We start from the raw sequence: 17,298 nt of genomic DNA, 5'->3' as shown, positions 1-17,298 counted from the left end.
AGGGAGCAGGGTTGTGCATGCCCCTGTAGGAGCTGCCGAAGGCTGCGATCTTTTGACTTTGCTCTATAGAAGATCAAAAGATCGCAGCCTTCGGCAGCTCCTACAGAGGTCCGGCGATAAGCTGGCGCAAGGCCAGAAGCACGAGGAAATGTGCGGGATAGAGCCCATACGCCCAACGGCGCATCGGCGGTGGCCGAATGCCTTGGGCGTGTCGCAATAGCAACAGCCCCAGCAATGGCGCAATCAGACAAGCGGCAATGCCGAGGATGGCTGCACCGCTGTGAAGTCGTGCGGCGTAATACAGCACTTGCCATTGATTCGCGGCCAGGCAGACCAGCCCCGGCAGCAGGCTGAAATACCAGGGGCGGTTAATCACCCACAATATCGCCAGCGGCAACAGCACGCCGAAGAAACCGAACATCAGTCGTTCCGGGAACAGTGCCGCCAACAACAAGGCACCGACCGCCAACAGACGCGACTCAAGCATCCGGTTCTGCCAGCCAAGGGCGACCAACAGCCCCAGAATCAGCGTGGGCAACACGTTTAAAGTGTTGTGATCCGGAATGTACATCCGGTAGGGAATTTCGCTGACCGCGCTAAACAGCAACAACCAACCGAAATAGCGCCACTGCCCATCGGTGGTTATTGCGCGAGCCCGCGACAGGTTCGCCGCCATCGCCAGACAGAACCACGGGAACGCCAACCTGCCCGGCACATACAGCAGATCGATGGAGTAACCGACATATCGCAGGTGATCGAGCACCATGCTCAGCAGCGCCAGCCACTTGAGCAGATCCAGCGCCCCATCCCGTTGCGTCATGTGCATAATTGCCCATCAACCGTGTATTTTTCTGACAGCATCATCCCGTGTGCTCTCCTGACGATCTTGGGTAAAGTGCGCACCATCATTGACCACGATGTTCTTCACCATAGAGCCTCGACCAAGGAAGCCGGCCATGACCGACAAGAGCCAACAATTCGCCAGCGACAACTATTCCGGTATCTGCCCTGAAGCCTGGGCTGCCATGGAACAGGCCAACCACGGCCACCAGCGCGCTTATGGCGACGACGAGTGGACCGCTCGCGCGGCCGATCAATTCCGCAAACTGTTTGAAACCGACTGCGAAGTGTTCTTCGCCTTCAACGGTACGGCGGCCAACTCATTGGCCCTGTCGTCACTGTGCCAGAGTTACCACAGCGTGATCTGCTCGGAAACCGCCCACGTCGAAACCGACGAATGCGGTGCACCGGAGTTTTTCTCCAACGGCTCCAAGCTGCTCATCGCCCGCACCGAAAACGGCAAGCTGACACCGGAGTCGATCCGCGAAATCGCCCTCAAGCGCCAGGACATCCACTACCCCAAACCCCGTGTCGTGACCCTGACCCAGGCCACCGAAGTCGGCAGCGTGTACACCCCGGAAGAAATCCGCGCCATCAGCGTCACCTGCAAAGAACTGGGCCTGAACCTGCACATGGACGGCGCTCGCTTCTCCAATGCGTGCGCATTTCTTGGCTGCTCGCCAGCCGACCTGACCTGGAAGGCCGGCGTTGACGTGCTGTGCTTCGGCGGCACGAAAAACGGCATGGCGGTGGGCGAAGCGATTCTGTTCTTCAACCACAAACTGGCCGAAGACTTCGATTACCGCTGCAAGCAGGCCGGGCAACTGGCGTCGAAGATGCGCTTCCTCTCCGCACCGTGGGTCGGGATTCTGGAAAACGACGCCTGGCTCAAATACGCCCGCCACGCCAACCATTGCGCACAGTTACTGGCTGAACTGGTGAGCGATATTCCGGGCGTGGAACTGATGTTCCCGGTGCAGGCCAACGGCGTATTCCTGCAACTGTCGGAACCGGCCATTGCCGCACTGACCGCCAAGGGCTGGCGCTTTTACACCTTCATCGGCAACGGCGGCGCACGCTTCATGTGCTCGTGGGACACCGAAGAAGAGCGTGTGCGGGAATTGGCGACGGATATTCGGCACGTGATGGCGGGCTGACACCCACCAGCTTTTGTGGGAGCGGGCTTGCTCGCGAAGAGGGAGTGTCAGTCGACATCAATGCCGTCTGGTACACCGCCTTCGCGAGCAAGCCCGCTCCCACAGGTTCCGCTCCTTAACTGACTGCCCTCCAACAAGACTTCGTCTACATTGACTGGCGAGCCGTTTCGATCCGCTCAGATAACAACAATCAGGAGCGTACGCATGTCATTACAAGGTAAAACCCTGTTCATCACCGGCGCCAGCCGTGGCATTGGGCGTGAGATTGCGCTGCGGGCAGCCAAGGACGGGGCCAACATCGTGATTGCCGCCAAAAGTGCCGCCCCTCATCCCAAACTGCCTGGCACCATTTTCAGCGTGGCGGCGGAAGTCGAAGCCGCGGGTGGCAAGGCGCTGGCCTTGCAAGTGGATGTGCGTGATGAAATTGCCGTGCGCCAGGCCATGGTCGATGCCAGTGGCCATTTTGGCGGCATCGATGCGCTGATCAACAATGCCGGGGCGATCAAGCTGACCGGCGTGCAACACATCGAACTCAAACGCTTCGACCTGATGCACCAGATCAACACCCGCGCGGTACTGCTGTGCAGTCAGGCTGCCCTGCCCTATCTGAAGAAATCCGCCGGGCACATTCTCAATCTGTCACCGCCGCTGAATCTGGCGAGCAAATGGTTCGCCCAGTACAGCCCCTACACGGTGACCAAATACGGCATGAGCATGCTAAGCCTGGGCATGAGCGAGGAATTCGCCTCCTACGACATCAGCGTCAATTCCCTGTGGCCACAGACCATGATCGCCACGGCCGCCATCGAGTTTCAGCTGGGGTCACGCGAGTCGTTCAAGCATGCGCGCACGCCGGCGATCATGGCGGATGCTGCTTACGCGATTCTGAGCAGCAGTGGTCGCAGCATCACCGGGCGGTTGCTGATTGATGAGGAGATTCTGCGGGAGCATGGCGTGACAGATTTTGAAGGGTATCGGTTTGCGCCAGATTCCACCGATAAACTGATGACAGATCTGTTTGTCGACTGACGCGGCATGGGTATCCACAACTCTCTGTAGGAGCTGCCGAAGGCTGCGATCTTTTGATCTTGATCCTGAAAAGCAAAATCAAAAGATCGCAGCCTTCGGCAGCTCCTACAGGGATATTCGGCAGCCATCAAAGATGAAGCGTTTATTTAGTACTCGATCCGCACATCCCCCTTCGGCACGCTGCAGCACGACAGGATGAATCCTTCGGCTTCGTCTTCCTCGGTAATCCCGCCGTTGTGGTCCATTTCGACCTCGCCGCCCAGCTTCATTACCTTGCACGTCCCGCAAATCCCCATCCCGCAGGCTTTCGGGATCAGCAGGCCAAGTTTGGCCGCCGCCGCATGCACGGTCTCCCCTGGCGCCACGCGAATGCTTTTGCCGGAGGCGGTGAATTCCACCTGATGCAGATCCGCCGCATCGACTTCCGGAGCATCCGCTGCTTGTTCGGCTTGCTCCACTGCATCAGCGCGGGCTTCCGGCGGCGTCGCGCCGAAGGATTCCTCGTGATAACGCTTCATGTCGAAACCCGCCGCCTCAAGCATGCGCTTGACCGCGTTCATGTACGGGGTCGGGCCGCAGCAGAAGACTTCACGGTCGAGGAAGTCCGGCGCCATCAGTTCGAGCATCTTGTGATTCAGGTAACCGCGATAACCGGCCCACGGCTCGCCCAGACCATGCTTCTCGCAGATCAGGTGCAGGCTGAAGTTGTCGATCCGCGACGCCATGTGTTCCAGCTCACGGTGGTAAATGATGTCTTTCGGTGAACGGGCGCTGTGGATAAACACCATGTCGACATTGCCGTTGGTGTCGTAGAACCAACGGGCCATGGACATGCACGGCGTAATACCGACGCCGCCACTGAGGTAGAGCACTTTCGGCGCAGGGAAGTCCATGGCGTTGAACAGCCCGACCGGCCCGTGCACCGCCAGCTCCTGGCCTTCATGCAGAGTATCGTGCAGCCAGTTGGAGACTTTGCCCCCCGGCACGCGCTTGATGGTCACCGAGAAGCTGTACGGCACCGACGGCGAACTGGAAATGGTGTAGGAGCGCATGATCGGCACGCCTTCGATTTCCAGCTCCAGGGTGACGAACTGCCCGGGCTTGAAAAAGAACAGGATTGGCTGATCGGCCATAAAGCAGAAGGTGCGCACATCCCAGGTTTCCTGGATGACTTTGACGCAACGGACGATGTGTCGACCATTGGCCCAGGTCTGGGTGGTTACCGGATTCAGGAAGCTGTTGGACATGCTGTTCTCCACGGCCGACTACCGGCCTTTATGTTGGCGATTCTGCGTATAGCGCAGCTCCTCCATTTACCTATCTGCGACATTCACATACTTATCGCGACCAGCCCCCAATTACCGGGGGTTGCGCGTCGGGAACAGATTTGGCCATGTCGCCCATGGATAAGGTTCTGGCGAGCGCCGGCCCCACACTCGCCCCATACCAAGACATAATCTTTACACCTTGCGTAGCAAACCTGATCAGCCACTTTCGCGGCCACGCAGATGGCCTTGAGGAAACACACGATGGACGTCACCACTACCCTGAGCCTGGGCGATCCACTGGAACCCGCACGCAAGGCCACCGCGCAGATGCTGCAAGAGCGCGAGCGCACTTTCTCGCTGCCGCAGCCGTTTTACTCTGACGAGCGGCTGTTCGATATCGACATGCAGGAAATCTTTCAGAAAGAGTGGTTAATCGCCGGCATGACCTGCGAGATCCCGACCAAGGGCAACTACCTGACCCTGCAAGTCGGCAAGAACCCGATCATCGTGATTCGTGGCGCCGAAGGCGTGGTCCATGCGTTCCACAACGTCTGCCGTCACCGCGGTTCACGGCTGTGCACCAGTGAAAAAGGCAAAGTCGCCAAACTGGTCTGCCACTACCACCAGTGGACGTATGAGCTGGACGGTCGCCTGCTGTTCGCCGGTACCGAAATGGGCGCCGACTTCGACATGAAGCAGTACGGCCTCAAACCGGTGAACGTGAAAACCGCTGGCGGCTACATCTTCATCAGCCTGTCGGAAAACCCGCCGGCCATTGATGACTTCCTGTCGACGCTCAGCCATTACATGGAACCGTACGACATGGAGAACACCAAGGTGGCGATTACCACCACCTTGATGGAAAAAGCCAACTGGAAACTGGTGCTGGAAAACAACCGCGAGTGCTACCACTGCAACGCGTCGCACCCGGAACTGCTGAAAACCCTGCTGGAATGGGACGACGTCACCGACCCGCGTGCCGACCAGGCCTTCAAGGACCACGTCGCTGCTTCGGCCGCCGCTTGGGAAGCCGAGAAGATCCCTTACGCCCACGCCAGTTTCGGCCTGCGTAACCGCATCGTGCGCATGCCGCTGCTCAAGGGCACCGTGTCGATGACCCTGGACGGCAAACAGGGTTGCGCCAAACTCATGGGCCGCATCAAGAACCCGGACCTGGGTTCGATGCGCATCCTGCACCTGCCACACTCATGGAACCACTGCATGGGCGACCACATCATCGTGTTCACCGTGTGGCCGATCAGCGCTCAGGAAACCATGGTCACCACCAAGTGGATCGTGCACAAGGACGCGGTCGAAGGCGTGGACTACGACGTGGAGCGCATGCGCCAGGTCTGGGATGCGACCAACGACCAGGATCGTCGCCTGGCCGAAGAAAACCAGCGCGGCATCAACTCCACCGCGTACCAGCCAGGGCCTTACTCGAAGACTTATGAGTTTGGCGTGGTGAACTTTGTGGATTGGTACAGCGAGCGTCTGTTGAACAACCTGGGGGCTGAGCCTGCGCCTTACCTCAAAGGGGTTCCGGTTCAGGGATAAGATCAAGAGCTTCGCGAGCAAGCCCGCTCCCACAGTTGACCGAGTCGTTCACAGATTTTGTGTACGCCACCGATCTAATGTGGGAGCGGGCTTGCTCGCGAAAGCGGTCTCACATTCACCCAATCAACTTGAAGACCACCGCACCGACCCATCTTCCCCAATAAACGTCTCTTCGATGTTTTCCCCCACCAGCCGTACCTTCACATAACCGTTCAACACCCGATCCGGGTAAGCCTCATCCCGCGCATTTTGCGTTTCCGACCACAACACCCGCGAATGCCCGTTCAGCTCGCTGGCATTGCCATAGGGAATCGCTCCATGCCCGGCGCAGCGTGCATGCAACCCGCCTTGAGCGGCGTAGCAGATGCCGTTGTGCAAATGCCCCCAATACCAGTAATCCGGCTCACGCCCCAAGGCATCGCACACCGGTTGATACAGCGCCGTCTTGTTGTGCCCGGTAATGTCGAAACCCTGGTGATGACTGAGCACCATGATTTTCTTGCGCTGAGGCAGCCCTTTCATCCAGTCGATCTGCTCCTTGTTCAGCGCACCGTCCATGTACAGGTTAATCGGATCCGAGGCATACGCCGTGTCGAGGCCGATCACCAGCCAGTCATCGTTGTACAACGCAAAATAACTGGTGCCCTGCTGCGCCGGAAAACGCTTGGCCAATTCCTTGAAATAGCCATGGGCGCCGCTGTACATCTCGTGGTTGGAGTTGAGGGTGAACGAGCCCTGCTTGCCCATGGGCCAGCCGACCATGTCGACGTCTTCCTGGGAGTGAGTGCCGGCGTAATACACATCCCCCAGATGAACGGTGAAATCGGCCTGGGCCAGTTGCATCTGGTTGGCCACCGACACCGCCGGCGCATGGCTGTCGAACGGCCCGGTGCCCCAATCGCCGGCGATGGCCAGGGTCACGTCACTGTCCATGCGCATCAACGCCGGGTTGGTGGCGAATGGCGCGTGATGCCGCAGGTTCTCGATCCACTTGAGCAGCGCCTCGCTCCACAACAGATCCAGCAGTTCCCATTTGCGACAACCGAGCAAGCTGCCGTCCTTGAGCACTCGGGTTTGCAGTTCGTCGACCGATTGCGGCAAGGGGCTGGCGTTGCCGATGTGTAGGATCGACAAGCCATGGGCCAATTCCCACGGCACACTCGGTTGATCATCTGGCACATCGCCGTGCTTGAGCACGTATTGCGCCTGATCATGGCCCCGTTGCAGCAGCGCAACGATGGCTTCGAACTCCTCCGGTTCAAGCTCGCTGACGAGCTTTTTCCACGCCATTTCCAGGCGAGTGAACAAGCCGTGAAAGCGCAGCTTGACCTTGTCGTACTCGTGTTCCCAATGACTGACCAATGACATGTCGCGTTCCTCCATCCGTAGTGGAATTACAGGGTTTTCATGAACTCGATGAGCGCCCGCTTATCGAGCTCCGACAGTTGCGTGCCGTACAGGTGGCCGCCGTTGTGGTTGCCCTCCAGGCGTGTGTCGTATTTGAAGTCCGCCGAAGCCTTCATCTGCTGGCCACTGGTGACGAAGCCGACTTTGTCCTGGTCGTACACATCAGAGCCGGTGAAGAACACCAGCGGTCTTTTTTCCGGTGGTTGCAGCAAGTCCCACAGGGTCGGTACCGAACCGTTGTGCAAGTACGGCGCGCGCAACCAGACGCCGTCGGTGGGCGTGTTGCTGTAGCTCTGGGTCTTGCGATAGGCGCCGAAGTCGAACGGCGATTTCTTGAAGCCATGGAAAGCCGTCACCAAACCATTGGTGAACGAGTTCAGCCGATGGGGATCGGTGCCCAGTTCCTCAATGTTGGTGGTGACCTGACCGGTGTCGGTGCGGCCGAAATCATGGCAACCGGCGCAGTTGTTTTCCCAGACCGGCTTGCCCTGTGCGACCTTGGCCTTATCCAGCGCGAACGGCCAGGCTGGCGCCTTGTGGCCCAGCAGCCAGTTGGTCACCCGATTGAAACTGGCCGGCAACACTGACTCCGGCGTTGCGCCCACGGCCATGGCCGCCGCGTAGTTACGCTCATGGATGTCATTGTTGTTGCCGTCCCAGTGCAGGTACAGCGACTCCCGAGGCTTCTGGTTCCAGACTTGCGGCAAGTCGACAGTGCCGATGGTCGAGTCATCCGGGAAGCCGAACACCACCATTTTCGTCGGGTTGAAGGTGTCGGTGCGCCCCGGCCCTTGCGGTGCGCGCAGGCGTTGCCAGGCATAGGCCTGCTTCTGCTTGACCAGCGCGCTCGTGGCCATCGGAATGATCACGTAGCGGTTGTACAACCGCTCGAAGAACCCGAGCTGGAACTTGCTGTTGATCGCCGTCATCACCGCGTCGGGGGTGAATGTCGGGTCGCTGGCGCAATTGTAGGCGAACCACTGGAAGGCCTGCAGTTGCAGGGTATTGGCCGGCGCGGTGGCCACCGGGATGGCGACGTCGCTGGTATTGGCCCGGTAGGAACCGGTGTGGCACAAGGCGCAGTTGGGCTCCACGGTCGGGTAGCCGATCTGCCGCTTGGCCATACCGATCGGCAGATCCTTGCCGTTCTCGTAGAGGAAACCGAAAACTTCGTAGCCGCCGGGTTTCGGCAGTTTATCCGGGCACATCTGCGGCAATACGGCGAACAGGTAATAGGGAATCCGCGCTTCGATGCCCAGGCCGATGGCGCCGTACTTGTAGTGGTCCTCATCGGAGGCGTATTGCTCTGCCGGCACCACCCGCAGCATCTGGTACCAGGTTTCGTAGCCGATAAACCCCAACGCCAGCACCACGACCAGCGTGGCGACTTTGAAACTGTGCCGCTGCCAGCGTCGCACCCAGGCTGCGCGCCACGCATGCCAGCCGTCGCGAAGTAACGCCAGGGGCCGATTGGCCGGCGCGCTGCCCAGGTACAGCAGAACCCCGAGGATCAGGAACATGCTCAGATCGCCCAGCAGCATCGGCACGAATACCTGAGCCTGGTTGCTGGTGTTGATCAGGTAGATCCAGAACGCCACGGCGACCAATCGCGATAGCACGCACAGCCACGAATGCACGACGTATTTTGGCGCGTTGAAACCTGACGGCATGTAGAACAGGCTGATCCCCACCAGCAGCATGCCGGCGTTTTCCAGCCACGGATCGGAGAGTTGCGGTGGCATCCCGAGCATCGAGGTCAGCAACGCCGGCGCGAACAGCGCCGGGATCGCGAACACCATGTTCATCACAATGCCTAGCCAGATGAAGCGTTGAAACCAGCGGATGTAACTGTCCATGGCATCCATTTCCTTGTCGTCACCAATCCCAAGTCAGCACACGGCTTTTGTGGCGAGGGAGCTTGCTCCCGCTCGGCTGCGAAGCAGTCGTAAATCCAGAAAACGCAGTGCATCTGATAGATCGCGTCTTTAGGCTTTGGGGCTGCTTCGCAGCCCAGCGGGAGCAAGCTCCCTCGCCACAGGTAAGCGGTGTCAACCGAGGGCGGTTTTCTCCAGGTGTTGCAGGATGATCGGGTACACATCGAGCACCGCATTCTTGCCGAACATGCAGTCGATATGCCCGTAACCCGGCACCACATGCCGGCTGTAGCGCTCCGGTCCATGGGCTTTGCACACGCGCTCATAGGTCTTGAGCGTGCTTTCCGGCAGGTAGCACTGGTTGTCTTCACCGCTGATGAAACAGATCGGCATGGTCAGCCGGTCGAAGTGCGGCATGTAGACGTCCTGGCCCTTGAAGTCCACCAGGTGGCCTTTGCGCAGGATCAACGCCAGGTGCTCGAAGGTCTGCATGTTCGATTCGCCGAACAACTCATGCAGGTTGTCGTGCAGGGTGTCGTTGAGCGTGTCGTGGCGGTACAGCGACGCGTACATGAACGTGATGCGATGGCACACCGGGTTGGTGCAGTAGCCCTGGGCCTCGATGCGGGCGTAGCCGTTGAGGGCCTTGTCATAAAGCTTGTTGAACCAGCTCTCTTTATTGTCGGCATACGCGGTGAGGGATTTGATGCCGATGGCGTCGAGCATCCCCGGAAGGTGCAGGCCGGCCTTGAGCCCAGTTGCCGTGGCGACCACCGTATCCGCGGCGATCTGCGAACACACCACCGAACGCACGCCCTGCAATCCGGCCAGCAGCGACATGAAGAAAGTCGTCGCGCCGTAGCAATGCACCACGCATTGCACGTCCGCGGCCTTGGTGGCCTGCTGGATCTGCGCGATGGCGGCCTTGAAGTCGTACTGCGCAATCTGGTCGCCGTTCCATTCCTTCTTGCTCGCGGGCAACAGAATACTCACCCGTAAATCCAGGAGCCAGACGTCGTACTCGTGCTTGCACAAGAACTCCAGCAGGTTGGTCTGGATGGTGTCGGTGGAGAAAATATTCGAGCCCACGCCCAAGCCATGCACCAGCATCACCGGCCCTTTGCTGCCACCCTGGTAACGGGTCAGCCGTAGCTGTACGTTGTCTTCGGTCTGGAAGAACTGCACGCTCGGGATCGGTGCATCCAATGGGCGTTTCTGCCGCGGCGGCGCGTCAGGGTTGAAGTAGATGTCGCCAGCGAACACCCCGCCGTAGCTCTCCCACAAGATGCCGGCGAAGAACTTGCCGAACCGCGCCAGACCGTCGATGCGCTCGCGTTCATTGCGCGCGTTGAGCACCTTCATGGTGGTCATCTGCTTGGCGAAATCGGCGGGATGGATGTGCATCACCCCCGAACCCAGCACTTCACCGGTCTTGTCCGCCCCGCGATACAGCGTCACGTACAGGGTGCTGGTGTCGTGCCAGACATTCAGCACGCCGTTGTCTTCCGGCACGGTCTTGAACGCGCTGAAGTAATAATCGCTGCCGTCCTCGGCGGTCAGTTTCATGTCGTAATTCATGTGCCGTACGCCGACCTGTTCCTGATACTCCTCGAACAGGTTGAACACGCCATTGCTGGCGGTCAGCGGTTCCGGCGACAGACCCGGCGCATTGAGCGTGCCGACCAGCGTCGCCGCGTGCTCCGGCTCCTTGATCATGCGGTTGAGGTCGTTGGCGGTGATGGTCAGGGTGAACTCGATCGGCGAGTTCTCCGACTCGCCGCGTTTGGCCGCCGCTTCGTAGAGCTTGAGATCGGTGCCTTGAGGCTGAGTGAAGCCTTTGGAGAAATAGCCCTTCATGGTTTCGGTGAACTGCACGCCGAGTGTCGGTGGCGCCACTTGTTTGCGCGGTGCCGAGGGCAGCGTGTAGTCGATGTGCCAACCGCGATCAGCCGCCAGCAGGCCCATGTTGCGCTCGCTCACGGCGGAGATGGTCAGCAGCGGATTGACCGCCAGGGAGGTCGGAATCACCGCACCGTCGGCCACATACAACCCGGCATAAACATTGGTGCCACTGGCGCTGCTGAATACCTGGCCCTTGTGGTTGACCACGCCCTGCTCCGCGTCCTCGCCCATCACACAACCGCCCAGCGGGTGGACGGAAACGATGCTGTGTTTGAGCAGCTCGGTCCAGATCGGATTCTCCACCCAGATCCCGCCCAATGCCTTCGTGCTCTGGTGCAGCCGCTCGTTGCCGAGTTTGACGTTTTCCTGCTCGCCGACGCCCGGCCAGTCGATGCGCAACTGATCCTTGCTGTCGAGCACCATGCGGCCCTTGCCGTCGTCGTGGCTCATGATCAGGTAGGTCTGCATGTTGTGCAGAGCGCCGTGATACGGGCCGCGCAGGAAACTTTCGGTTTCGCGCTCGGCGTACTTGAGCTTGCCGGTAAAGCTGTCGTCGGTGGGCTTACCGATCAACCCGGCGAACGCGGCCATGCTCGGCACCATCGGCCGGCCGAGCGCGCCGGGGATCGAGCCTTCTTCGATAACCATGCGGCTGCGCCAGTCGCCTTCGGTGCGCATGTCGATGATCGAGGTGATGCACGGGCCGACCGGTTTCATTTCACTGGCCGGATGCGCGCCGAAACCGATGCCGTTGATCGCTTGGTCGCAGTTGTGGCCGAAACCGAGAATGTCACCGTTGCCGCTCATGTTCTCGCCGAGCTGATTGGACGTCGACAAGCCTTTGTCCCGGGAGCGCAGGAGGATTTCGGTGGAACCCAGAGTACCAGCCGAAACCACGACGACATCAGCCTTGACGAACAACGTCGGTGCCGAGAACTTCTCGCGGCCGCTGTCCAGGTATTGGAAATGCACGATCCAGCCGTCGCCGTCGGCGTCGCGCTCCAGGTGCCGCACCTCGGCCTGGCAGAAAATCTCTGCGCCGTGGTTCCAGGCGTCCGGCAGGTAATTCATCAGCGTGGTGTTCTTGGCCTTGTTGTTACAGCCCGACACGCAGTCGCCGCAGTGGTTGCACGGCAGCTGCTCGACGCCGACGTGGTTGAGATTGTTCGGCAGTTTGTCGAAGGTCACGTTGATCGGCGGCTTGTAGAAATGCGCCTCTTGCTTGAGGTAGTCCGCAGATTTCTTGTTGGCTTCCAGCTTCGGCAGTACCGGCGAGGTGCTTGGGTAGGGATTGGGCTTGAGCATCTCCCGAGCCCGGGCGTACCCATCCTTGAGCAGCGTGTCGCGATGTTCACGCACCGCCAGCGGCCAGCGCGGATCGTCAAACACGCCGGGCTCTGGCTCCAGGGCGACGTTGGCGTTGATCAAGGATGTGCCGCCCAGGCCGCAACCGACCACCACGTTCTGCTGGGCGTTGACGTGCAGGTCGAACAGCCCGGTGCGCGAACCGATGTGCCCGTCCGGGTCGTGGACTTGCAGCTCTTCGGTGGCCGCCAGCATCGTATTGGGGTATTCGCCGGGCTGGATTTCCCGGCCCCGCTCCAGCAGGCACACTCGCTTGCCGGCCCGGGACAGTCGCGAGGCCGCGATCCCGCCGCCGTAGCCGGAGCCGATGACAATCACGTCGTAATGTTCCTTGATGTCGCTGATGGGCGTGGCAATCCGTGTCATGGGGCATTTCCTCTCAGGCAGATGGCAACTCTGTGGTTGCCTGCAATCGATAGACGAACAAAACGCCTGGTCACCGGGCACGGTCGGGCCTCAATGGCAGCGGCGTATGGGTATGGGAAAAGGCTTCAGGCGCTATAGGCGAGCGCGCTGATTGGTGGCACGACGGTGAATCCGTTTACGCAGCAAGGTGGCGGGTGTCGGTACGCAGGTAACGCAAGGGCCTGGGTGCGAGCGATGTGGCTGGCTATCCATCACGCGTTCTCCGTGAACCAGATGTGGATAAGTGACGGCTGTCCTTGTGCCTGAGAGTGAAGACAGGCGACAGATCGAAGTCAAGGAAGCGCCTTAGAACTGTATGAAATCTGATCTATCGCGTTGTGGCCTATAGGGGACGTGGCTTGCAGGGTTTAACGAACAAGTTATCCACACCTCCACCCACAGCTATTGGGGACAACTGTGGATGAGGGGGCAGATTTATTCACAAAAAATGAAGAAAAACCGTGACTTATTCGGAAGCAGGGTTTTATGCCGGCGCTGATCGTTTTTTGTTCAGAAGTCTGCAAGGCACGGTTTATATGACGTGTAGAGGATGGCGAACACCTTATCCACAGAAGCGCCAACAGACTTTGGGGGCAACTTTGCAGGTTCTGTGGAAAACCGCTGAAAACCGTGAGAATTCGGGGTTTGCGGAAGAATTGGTGAGGGAAAACGAGGAATTGAACATTATTCGATCAATCCACTGAAAGCCACGGTTTATATAGCCTGTAGCGGACAGCAAACATCTTATCCACAGAAGCACCAACAGAGATTGGGGGCAAGTATTGGCGTGTGAGCAACGTTACTCTGTGGAAAAAGCTCGAAAAAACCATGGGTTAGGCTGGTCGTTTTTTGTACGGAGGGCTGCAGGGCTTGATTGGCATGGGGTATAGCGAGGGGTGAACATGTTATCCACAGAAGCGCTAACAGGGATTGTGGGTAACTGCGTCTCCCCAATTTGCCAAACCCCAAACAGACCAAAAATTCCGACATCTATTTTTATTTTACGTTCGTTTCGGGACAGCAGTAATGATCATACCTATTACGCCTATATAAAGGACAATACCGACAATTCCAGATGGTGTATCGAGCACGTATGAAACGACAACAAATATACCTAATAGCGAAGACAGTAACAGAAGAATGTTTGATGCAAAAAAAACAGCCAATTTCATACCATAAGAACCTGATTTCAAAATCATCGAAGCAAGCAGACCTACACCTACGCCAACGATCGCTACAAAGCCTATAGCCTCTAGAGCTACCGTGTAAATAATAACGGCAGATAAACCCGTTGTATCAGAAAGGTCCCCCGGATTCGGCGGGACATGTATTGCTGCGGATAACAAGCAAAACCAAGCCCCGAAAAACAGTACAATTGAGATTAGTAAACGTTGATACGAGCGCATAGAAATTGACCTTACCGAGAATAAGGTGTTGGTCGCCAGCACATGCACGACCAACTCCGCGAATACAAGTTACACTATTTTCTTAAACGACAACACCTCCGCACAAATCTCCGGAAGCTCCCCATTAATACTAGCGATCGATAGCAATGACGCTAGTGCCTTTTATAGCAATTTGATAGGGTTCTGCATTTAAATAAGTTTGAACAGCAGCGAGTATACCATTAGCATTCTCACCGTTTGCGGTGCGCCATGTACCCGCATTCGCGTCGTATAAATCATTGTAAGCTCTCGCTCCACCAGCGAAAGACAATTTTCCATTTTCGTGTTTCGTTATTACTCCTTCAATTTTTAAAGTTATGCTACCAAGCCAAACCCCAGTCATCCAAGAGTTTGAGGCTGTGTCGTACGGCACCTTATCCAAAACTATTGTCGTTCGACCCACTGGTGCTCTAGCGAACGCCGACTCCAGCATCGGAATAGCCGTACCTGAAATATTTAGACCCAAACTATTAATGTTCGTCTCTGTAGCGGCACCTTTCCCGTAAAGGAAATGGCCAAAGGCGGCGACTGGTGTGAGCGCACCGCCAGAAAGGCCGGTAGATTCGGGTACGGAGCCGGCCTTAAAATTACGTGCAGTATAATTCAGTGCTTGTGCCGGTGACATATTTGGGTTCAAGCAAATATAGTTATCCGCAAACGCTATCGCCTGCATGTCACGCACAATAGAGGTGACAATACCTACCGCCACCCCGTTTCTAATAGAAGCCTGTTGCTCATTAGTGATCTTTATGATCATCTCGCGCCACATACCCTGACTGTAGAAAACATTCCGCTCTTGTTGCTGCGCAATAAAAACCATTGCTGGGCTAGGGGCTGGCCAAGCACCGCCTGCTGCGGGAGGCCTATAACCAGGCGCGGTCGCTGAAACTGTCAAAGGTGGAAGTACGATTCCATTACTCATATATTATTTCCTACGAGAGTTTATTATTTAGCGCAACAGGCGCTGCATATAATTCGCTCGTAGGCGATCGCTCGAGGCTCTGGGCCTTCAAATGATTCAATGTACCGCACCGGGAACACTTGATCTGGAGCTCGGTAAACTCAGCGACTCTAGCGACAAGACGCTTGCAACAACCACATCTAAAATCTTTCAACATCTGCAAATCCTTTTGCTTATTGATGTCTCACGCAAAAAATATACTTCAGAAAAAACCGTTCATCAAGGCCACCGTTTATGTCGCCAAAGCTCCCTACTGCGCAGTGTAGGACACACTCCTACGCCATTTAAACATTAGCAAGAGACCGCCAAACACCAGCAAGGCATTGATATTAAATAATAACTTCAAAGAACAGATGAAAGAGCCCTGCGTTTTCTTCGCCCAGCAAACACTTCAAAATGAGACCCACAAGAAAAGACTTACAGGAATAATCAACTCATCTGACAAGCATTGCTCATTCTACTCACAGTAGCTGCTACGCAATTATTGGCTTATTAGCTAGTTACATGTGCTGTGGCGCCACCTGAGTATCCACCGAAATAATAAATCTTACGGTCGATACATCAAATACGCCTCCCCCGTAACCCGAATCATCGGGTGGGGCGTGATCTGGCAGGTATCGACGATCCGGAAGCCATGGCGTTCATAAAACCGCCGGGCGCCGGTGTTCGCCGCGTAGTCGATCAAGCTCAAGCCGTTGAGCCCCAACCGGTTGGCACGGTCGTAGGCGTAGGCGAGGAATTGTTTGCCCAAGCCCTGATTGCGCCAGCCCTCATGCAGGGCCAGGCTGGAAATATAAAGGGTGTCGGGGATTTCCATCGTGGCATACGGCGCCAGGACCGGGTCGGTCACGGGAGCGGCTTGAGGATCGTGGCGCATCACGTAGCTGTGCAGCATGCCGATGACCTCTCCCTCGGCCTGCGCGATCAGGCAGTTCTGATAGGAAAAATCGACATCTTCACGAGCGTAACGACTGGCACCGACCTCCAGCAGGTCCTGGCCGGGTTGCGCCAGTTGGCTCCAGATGTAATCCGCTGCACCTTCCGATGAAATCTGAAACAAGCGAGCAATTTCTCGCGCATCCGTGCGCAGTGCCGGACGAAATTCAACAGCCATTATTTCCCCAATAAACTTCGGTGAGATGATTTTCAGGTTATGCGTTTCCGGTATTTCATCTGTCCCGGCATGAGCACTCTGTGGGAGCGGGCTTGCTCGCGAAAGCGGTGTGTCAGTCAACAATGATGTTGAAGCTGATGACCCCTTCGCGAGCAAGCCCGCTCCCACAGGTTTTGTGTTTGTCCAGGTTTAGCGAACCACGCCTTCTTCAATCAGCAACTTGAGAATGGCTTCAGCGCCCGCTTGCGCGGTCACACCCTTGAGTACTTGCCCACCGCCACCACTGGCCTTGGCCGTCGCGGCCTTCATGCGATCAGCACCGCTCTTGGCCTTGATTACTTTCAAACGTTTGGGCCGTGGCTTGGCCGGTTGCAGCGTGGCCACCGCCAGCAGTTCATCGTCGATTACTTCGACTTCATCCGCTTGCAACACCCCGCGCCGCGCCGGGCCGTAGGCACTCTGCCGAGGCTTGGGCGCTGCGTTATCCACAGTCGCCAGAAACGGCAGGCGCACTTTCAAGCGCCGCCGCTGCCCACGAGGTAAAGCCTGCAGTACCAGCGCCGAACCGCCGTCGATGGATTCGACCTGCGCCAACCCCACCACCAGCGGCCAACCGAGGCTTTCCGCCAGCAGGAACGGCAACATGCCCGAGCCTTCGCCGGTTTCCGCCTGGCTGCCGGTCAGCACCACTTGCGCCCCGGCATCACGCAAATACGCGGTCAATGCTGGCAGCGCGTCAGCACCTTCCGGTTGCTCCAGCACATGCAACTGTTCCAGGCCCATGCCCAGATAAGCGCGCAGCGCAGGCTCCGCGACGTCACCGGCATGCAGCACTTGCAGGTTATCCCCAGCCAGTTGCAGGCCCAGTTCAACTGCTCGTGCATCCTGCTCGGCGCGGCGTGGCCGGCCGGAGGTCGGGTGGGCGCCGATGGACACCAGGCTGATGATTTTCGTGCTCATAACCCTTTCCTTCC

14 protein-coding genes are annotated in these 17,298 nt (G+C 57.8%); 4 read left to right on the top strand and 10 right to left on the bottom strand.

Annotated elements, in window-relative coordinates; genetic code table 11:
• Positions 1–100: 100 nt before the first annotated feature.
• Entirely contained in the window at positions 101–826 is a 726-nt protein-coding gene (locus ABH909_RS06035; RefSeq protein ID WP_429431243.1) for a TraX family protein, read from the bottom strand.
• Between the two features lie 130 nt (positions 827–956).
• On the opposite strand from ABH909_RS06035, the gene ABH909_RS06030 reads away from it, so the two are divergent.
• Complete coding sequence (locus ABH909_RS06030) at positions 957–1,997, top strand: low specificity L-threonine aldolase (RefSeq protein WP_429431241.1); 1,041 nt, start codon at positions 957–959, stop codon at positions 1,995–1,997.
• 204 nt (positions 1,998–2,201) lie between these two features.
• Positions 2,202–3,026: an SDR family oxidoreductase gene (locus ABH909_RS06025; RefSeq protein WP_429431239.1), complete on the top strand. Its 825-nt coding sequence runs from the start codon at positions 2,202–2,204 to the stop codon at positions 3,024–3,026.
• 146 nt (positions 3,027–3,172) lie between these two features.
• Here ABH909_RS06025 and gbcB read toward each other — a convergent pair whose 3' ends face one another.
• Positions 3,173–4,273 (bottom strand): glycine-betaine demethylase subunit GbcB, encoded by a 1,101-nt coding sequence (gene gbcB, locus ABH909_RS06020; RefSeq protein WP_429431237.1) that lies wholly within the window; start codon positions 4,271–4,273, stop codon positions 3,173–3,175.
• A gap of 282 nt (positions 4,274–4,555) precedes the next feature.
• On the opposite strand from gbcB, the gene gbcA reads away from it, so the two are divergent.
• Positions 4,556–5,851 (top strand): glycine-betaine demethylase subunit GbcA, encoded by a 1,296-nt coding sequence (gbcA, locus tag ABH909_RS06015; RefSeq protein ID WP_429431235.1) that lies wholly within the window; start codon positions 4,556–4,558, stop codon positions 5,849–5,851.
• A gap of 123 nt (positions 5,852–5,974) precedes the next feature.
• Here the strand turns inward: gbcA and ABH909_RS06010 are convergent, their stop codons facing one another.
• The 3 genes from ABH909_RS06010 to ABH909_RS06000 all read right to left on the bottom strand — a co-directional run bounded on the left by ABH909_RS06010 (position 5,975) and on the right by ABH909_RS06000 (position 12,765).
• The gene (locus ABH909_RS06010) at positions 5,975–7,219 is read right to left on the bottom strand and encodes a metallophosphoesterase family protein (RefSeq protein WP_429431234.1); all 1,245 of its coding nucleotides are present in this window, start codon (positions 7,217–7,219) and stop codon (positions 5,975–5,977) included.
• A 26-nt stretch (positions 7,220–7,245) separates the two neighbouring features.
• Entirely contained in the window at positions 7,246–9,114 is a 1,869-nt protein-coding gene (locus ABH909_RS06005) for a hypothetical protein (RefSeq protein WP_429431232.1), read from the bottom strand.
• Between the two features lie 192 nt (positions 9,115–9,306).
• A complete protein-coding gene (locus ABH909_RS06000) occupies positions 9,307–12,765 on the bottom strand; it encodes a GMC oxidoreductase (protein WP_429431230.1) in 3,459 nt (1,152 codons plus the stop codon).
• A 500-nt stretch (positions 12,766–13,265) separates the two neighbouring features.
• Between ABH909_RS06000 and ABH909_RS05995 the strand changes: the two genes are divergently transcribed.
• Entirely contained in the window at positions 13,266–13,508 is a 243-nt protein-coding gene (locus ABH909_RS05995) for a hypothetical protein (RefSeq protein ID WP_429431228.1), read from the top strand.
• 297 nt (positions 13,509–13,805) lie between these two features.
• Here ABH909_RS05995 and ABH909_RS05990 read toward each other — a convergent pair whose 3' ends face one another.
• The 5 genes from ABH909_RS05990 to ABH909_RS05970 form a co-directional block, all read right to left on the bottom strand.
• Entirely contained in the window at positions 13,806–14,258 is a 453-nt protein-coding gene (locus tag ABH909_RS05990) for a hypothetical protein (protein WP_429431226.1), read from the bottom strand.
• 82 nt (positions 14,259–14,340) lie between these two features.
• Positions 14,341–15,171, bottom strand: a complete 831-nt coding sequence (locus tag ABH909_RS05985; RefSeq protein ID WP_429431224.1) for a lipid II-degrading bacteriocin — start codon at positions 15,169–15,171, stop codon at positions 14,341–14,343.
• A 10-nt stretch (positions 15,172–15,181) separates the two neighbouring features.
• The gene (locus ABH909_RS05980; RefSeq protein WP_429431222.1) at positions 15,182–15,367 is read right to left on the bottom strand and encodes a Com family DNA-binding transcriptional regulator; all 186 of its coding nucleotides are present in this window, start codon (positions 15,365–15,367) and stop codon (positions 15,182–15,184) included.
• 390 nt (positions 15,368–15,757) lie between these two features.
• Entirely contained in the window at positions 15,758–16,324 is a 567-nt protein-coding gene (locus ABH909_RS05975) for an N-acetyltransferase family protein (RefSeq protein WP_429431220.1), read from the bottom strand.
• A gap of 189 nt (positions 16,325–16,513) precedes the next feature.
• A complete protein-coding gene (locus ABH909_RS05970) occupies positions 16,514–17,284 on the bottom strand; it encodes an electron transfer flavoprotein subunit beta (protein WP_030128552.1) in 771 nt (256 codons plus the stop codon).
• Between the last annotated feature and the right edge of the window lie 14 nt (positions 17,285–17,298).

This window comes from Pseudomonas sp. BS3782 TE3695, from assembly GCF_050435305.1.
Lineage (GTDB): Bacteria > Pseudomonadota > Gammaproteobacteria > Pseudomonadales > Pseudomonadaceae > Aquipseudomonas.
Note: the sequence above shows the minus strand (reverse complement) of the source record. Positions and strands in the feature narration are given on the sequence as shown.

Bases quoted from the DNA above. Each gene is read 5' to 3' on its own strand.
- ABH909_RS05975 (WP_429431220.1), bottom strand. From the start codon at position 16,324: ATGGCTGTTGAATTTCGTCCGGCACTGCGCACGGATGCGCGAGAAATT.
- ABH909_RS05980 (WP_429431222.1), bottom strand. From the start codon at position 15,367: ATGTTGAAAGATTTTAGATGTGGTTGTTGCAAGCGTCTTGTCGCTAGA.
- ABH909_RS06035 (WP_429431243.1), bottom strand. From the start codon at position 826: ATGCACATGACGCAACGGGATGGGGCGCTGGATCTGCTCAAGTGGCTG.
- gbcB (WP_429431237.1), bottom strand. From the start codon at position 4,273: ATGTCCAACAGCTTCCTGAATCCGGTAACCACCCAGACCTGGGCCAAT.
- ABH909_RS05970 (WP_030128552.1), bottom strand. From the start codon at position 17,284: ATGAGCACGAAAATCATCAGCCTGGTGTCCATCGGCGCCCACCCGACC.
- ABH909_RS06025 (WP_429431239.1), top strand. From the start codon at position 2,202: ATGTCATTACAAGGTAAAACCCTGTTCATCACCGGCGCCAGCCGTGGC.
- ABH909_RS06000 (WP_429431230.1), bottom strand. From the start codon at position 12,765: ATGACACGGATTGCCACGCCCATCAGCGACATCAAGGAACATTACGAC.
- ABH909_RS05985 (WP_429431224.1), bottom strand. From the start codon at position 15,171: ATGAGTAATGGAATCGTACTTCCACCTTTGACAGTTTCAGCGACCGCG.
- ABH909_RS06030 (WP_429431241.1), top strand. From the start codon at position 957: ATGACCGACAAGAGCCAACAATTCGCCAGCGACAACTATTCCGGTATC.
- gbcA (WP_429431235.1), top strand. From the start codon at position 4,556: ATGGACGTCACCACTACCCTGAGCCTGGGCGATCCACTGGAACCCGCA.
- ABH909_RS06005 (WP_429431232.1), bottom strand. From the start codon at position 9,114: ATGGACAGTTACATCCGCTGGTTTCAACGCTTCATCTGGCTAGGCATT.
- ABH909_RS06010 (WP_429431234.1), bottom strand. From the start codon at position 7,219: ATGTCATTGGTCAGTCATTGGGAACACGAGTACGACAAGGTCAAGCTG.